Source organism: Streptomyces sp. NRRL WC-3618, assembly GCF_001280005.1.
Lineage (GTDB): Bacteria > Actinomycetota > Actinomycetes > Streptomycetales > Streptomycetaceae > Streptomyces.
The window spans coordinates 1-3172 of record NZ_LGDW01000078.1; the positions used below are offsets into that span (position 1 = coordinate 1).

Below are 3172 nucleotides of genomic sequence, written 5' to 3' on the forward strand. Positions count from 1 at the left end.
TCGAGATGGCGCTCGCATGGGCGAACGGCCACGGGGCTGATCTTCGAAGTGTCGTAGCTCCGAAGGAGATTGACGCGGCGTCAGAACTTCTGCCCGCAGATCTACTGGAACATCGGCTTCGCCGCGGCCGACTACGCCGAGCTGCTGCCCTGGTGGGCGGGTGTCGCGCAGGGCACGGGCACGAAGCTGTACGTCGGTGAGGCGCTGTACAAAGCGGGCGACCCGGCGCAGCCCGCGGCCTGGCAGGACCCGGCCGAGCTGTCCCGACACCTCACCCTCGCCAAGGAGCACCCAGAGGCGCGGGGCCACGTGTTCTTCGCGGCCAGGGAGGTCAGGGAGGACAAGATCGGGGCCATGGCCCGGGTGGTTGCCGACCACTACCAGCCGCTGGCGCGGACGCCCCGATGATCGAGGGGCAGGCCCCCTACCGCCTCTACGCCCTCCCTCTGACCCGCATCGTCGAACTCACCGACGACAGCGTTCGCCGCGATCAGGGGCGTACCTACCTGACGGTCGACCACCACCCTTTCGTGCGCCCGCCGAAGCTCGCCGCCTCATCGACGATCAGCCGCAGCCCAGCCCCCGGCACAGCAACACCACGGGGTGCGGATACCTCTTGCCCGGTCACAGCCCTGGACGCCCGCGCAACCCCCTCGGCCTCGCCGACACCTTGAGACACCACGGTCTGCCCGCCCGCGCTGCACGGCACACCGCCATGATGGACGCCTTGGTGGACCTGCCGCCCATGGTCATCGCCGACCTGCTCGGTATCCACCCCAGGACAGCCGAACGCTGGGCCACCCTCGCCGGCGGGAACTGGTCCGATCCCTTGGCAGCGCGACGGGCCGACCCGTAGGGCTGGGCAGTTGAGCAGGACAGTGTTCCGAGTCTGCGTTATTGGGGGATGGTGAGCAGGATGCGGCCGTGGCCACCGCCGGCGTCGACGCGGTCGTGGGCCTTGGCGATGTCGTCCAGCGGGTGACAGTCGCCGACGGCGACGGTGAGGGCGCCGACGGCGGCGGCGGAGGTGAGATCGCGGGCGGCCTGGCGCTTGGCCTCGGCGGGGAAGTCGTCGCTGCCGAGCAGCCGCAGGGTGACGTTGTTGAACAGCAGAGGCCAGAAGGGGATCTCGGTGCGGTCCGTGCGGGTGGCGTAGGCGGCGATGACTGCGTTGTTGGCGGCGACGGCGTTGTCGAGGTCGGCGTTGTCGGACAGCGCGACCTCGATGATCCGGTCGACGCCCCGCGGCGCGTACGAGCGGATGGCAGCGGCGGGCTCGCCGGTGTCCAGGGCGACGGCGTGGGAGACGACGGCCGGGTCGACGTGCTCGAGGTCCGCGGTTCGGCGGACGGTGGCGATCACGGTGGCGCCGGCCCAGTGGGCGAGCTGGGCGGCCAGGGAGCCGACGCCGCCGAGGACTCCGTGGACCAGGACCAGTTGGCCGTCGACCGGGCCGTCGGCGAAGACGGTGCGGTGGGCGGTGATGCCGGGGATGCCGAGGCTCGCGCCCAGTTCGTCACTGAGGTGGTCGGGCAGCGGGGCGGCCTGGTGGTCGGGTACGACGGTGTACTGGGCGGCGGTGCCGAAGGGGCGGTAGGACTGGGCGCCGTATACCCAGACCCGTTGTCCGACGCGGTGGGCGTGGACTCCGGCGCCCACGGCGTCGATGACTCCGGCGGCGTCGCTGTGCGGGATCACCCGTGGATAGGGCATGGACGAGCCGAGCCAGCCGCGCCGTTTCTTGGTGTCGCCGGGGTTGACGCCCGAGACGGTGACGTGGACGCGGACCTCGCCGGGGCCGGGGACGGGATCAGGGAGTTCACCGACGTGCAGGACATCGTCGGCGGGGCCCTGGGCGTCGTACCAGGATGCAAGCATGGGGGTACCTCCGTGGGCAGTCAGCTCGCGGGAGCGGCGGGCGTGTGCGGATCGCTGTTGGTGGATGCGGTGTCGAATACGGGCGGTTCCTCCCCGAGGGTCTCGCGCAGCCAGGTCCGTTCGGCGCGGCTGGTGGCGCGGGCGGTGAGCAGCATGCCCCGCCGGTACGGGTCGGCGATCTCCTCGGCACGCACGGGCCGCTCGTTGTCGTAGAAGAAGCTCGCCGGTTCTTCCAGAAACTCCAGCCGTCTGCGCAGCACCGCGTGCCGTTCGGCCAGGTCGGGCAGCTGGGAGAGGAAGGCCAGGACGACGTAGAACCGGGTGAAGTCGGTGATCTCGTGGTCGGCGGGCTTGCGCAGGCGCTGAAGCATGTCGGCCCGTCCGGCCGCGGTCAGGCTGAGCACGTACCGGGCCGCCCCCGCGGCCGGGTCGGCGCGCCGCTCGATCAAGCCCGCCCTGGTCAGGCGATTGATCGCCGGATACAGGCTGCCGTCACTGACCGGCCGCGTATAGCCGGTCAGCTGTGAGACGCGGCGGCGCAGCTCGTGTCCAGGCAGGGGTCCCTCGGCGAGGAAGCCGAGTATCGCGAGTTCCAGCATGAGTCCATCTTCGCACGCGAACATCGAATCGATGTGAACATCGATTCGATGTTACGCTCGCAGGTACCCGCCCTAACGTCTCTGGAGAGGCACAGCAAGATGCCATCGCAGTCCACCGAGTCAGTGATGAACCGTTTCGTCGAGTTCATCAACACGGGCAACGAGGATCTCGCCCGCGAGGTCATTTCTCCGGACGCGGTGTTCCACGCGCCCAGCCATCCGGAACCACTGCGGGGGCCCGACGGGTACTTGGAAGTCATCGGGATGATGCGCGGCGCCTTCCCCGACGTCCAGTGGACGCTGGAGGAGACGGTCGCCGAAGGCGACACCGTGGCCGCGCGGTTCACCATGCGGGGAACCCACGACGGTGAATTCTTCGGGATCCCGGCGAGCGGCAACAAGATCTCGGTGCAGGCCATGAACTTCTACTACCTGGCCGACGGCCGGATCGTCGGCGAACGGGGCCAGCCCGATCTCCTCGGGGTGATGCAGCAGATCGGTGCCCTGCCGGGCTAAGAGATTGCCGCCCGGTCCAAGTTTTTTCGGACCTCGCTGTCGGCCGTGCGACCTCGGGCGCGCGCCCACCGCAACTCCGATTGCCCAGCGGGCAAGGGGAGTTGCGGTGGGCTTGAACCGGATACCGGTGTCAGCAGGAGCTCAAGCCCGTGAAGCCGACGCGGACGAGTTTCCACTGC

At 69.5% G+C, this 3172-nt stretch carries 4 protein-coding genes and 1 pseudogene; 3 read left to right on the forward strand and 2 right to left on the reverse strand.

All coding sequences use genetic code 11. The features are described from left to right. Positions 1 to 90: 90 nt before the first annotated feature. Together ADL01_RS10730 and ADL01_RS44620 are read left to right on the forward strand one after the other, a co-directional pair. Positions 91 to 408: pseudogene (locus ADL01_RS10730) on the forward strand (hypothetical protein); the annotation flags it as partial. 208 nt (positions 409 to 616) lie between these two features. Beyond that, positions 617 to 856, forward strand: a complete 240-nt coding sequence (locus tag ADL01_RS44620; RefSeq protein ID WP_159049494.1) for a hypothetical protein — start codon at positions 617 to 619, stop codon at positions 854 to 856. A 38-nt stretch (positions 857 to 894) separates the two neighbouring features. Here ADL01_RS44620 and ADL01_RS10735 read toward each other — a convergent pair whose 3' ends face one another. Next, complete coding sequence (locus ADL01_RS10735; protein ID WP_053741706.1) at positions 895 to 1878, reverse strand: NADPH:quinone reductase; 984 nt, start codon at positions 1876 to 1878, stop codon at positions 895 to 897. Positions 1879 to 1898: 20 nt separating this feature from the next. Further along, a complete protein-coding gene (locus ADL01_RS10740) occupies positions 1899 to 2477 on the reverse strand; it encodes a PadR family transcriptional regulator (protein WP_053741707.1) in 579 nt (192 codons plus the stop codon). A gap of 126 nt (positions 2478 to 2603) precedes the next feature. Here ADL01_RS10740 and ADL01_RS10745 point away from each other — a divergent pair, with 126 nt between their 5' ends. Then, complete coding sequence (locus ADL01_RS10745; RefSeq protein ID WP_234354584.1) at positions 2604 to 2993, forward strand: ester cyclase; 390 nt, start codon at positions 2604 to 2606, stop codon at positions 2991 to 2993. Positions 2994 to 3172: the final 179 nt, after the last annotated feature.